This is a genomic window from Rhodobacter calidifons (genome assembly GCF_011174775.1).
Classification (GTDB): Bacteria; Pseudomonadota; Alphaproteobacteria; order Rhodobacterales; family Rhodobacteraceae; genus Tabrizicola; species Tabrizicola calidifons.
On the sequence record NZ_JAANHS010000053.1, the window covers coordinates 1 to 804 of the forward strand.

At 70.1% G+C, this 804-nt stretch carries 1 protein-coding gene; it reads left to right on the top strand.

The genetic code is table 11. The features are described from left to right. The coding region (locus G8O29_RS18170; RefSeq protein ID WP_242679194.1) for a phage tail protein at positions 1-804 on the top strand (804 nt) is incomplete at both ends.

Here is an 804-nt window from a genome sequence, read left to right on the forward strand (position 1 = left end):
GACCTGGGACGCGCGACCCTATCCTTTCTTTCCGGAACTGACCGGGATCTGGACGGACGGGCCGAACTGGCGGCTCGGCCACTGGCTGACGGGGCGGCTGGGCGCGGTATCTCTCGCCGCCCTCGTGCGCCACCTGTGCCTGCGAGCGGGCCTCTATGAGGCATTCATCGACGTCTCCGGCCTCTGGGGCGCGGTCGAGGGCTATGTCATCGGCGCCCTCGAAAGCCCTCGCGCGTCGATTTCCACGCTGGCCCGGCATTTCGGCTTCGATGCCATCGAGACCGAAGGCATGATCCGCTTCGTCATGCGCGGCCGTGCCTCGGTCGCGACACTGGCGCATGACGACCTCGTGGCATCCCGCGAAGGGGAAGCGCTGGAACTGGTCCGCGCGCAGGAAACCGAACTGCCGCAGGCGCTGAAGTGGCAGGTCGCGCGCACCGACGAGGACTATGATGCCGCCCTCGTGGAAGCGCGGCGCATCACGGTCGATACGACGCGCATCGCGTCCGAGAGTTTCCCGATGGCCATCCCGCCGAGGGTGAGGCGGGTGCGCCACGGGTTCGAGCACCCGCCGAACGAACGCCGCTGCCGCCGCGCGCTGATGGAGGCCTGGATCGGCCGGGAAAGCGCCACCTTCCGTCTGCCGCCCTCGCGGCTGGCCCTCGATCCGGGCGACGTGATCCGGCTCTCCCATGACGGCCGGGAGGTGGAATTCCGCCTCGTCTCGGTCGCCGATGCCGAGGCGCGGGGCGTCGAGGCGGTGCGTCAGGACCGCGCCGCCTATGACCTGCCGCCGGGGGATCC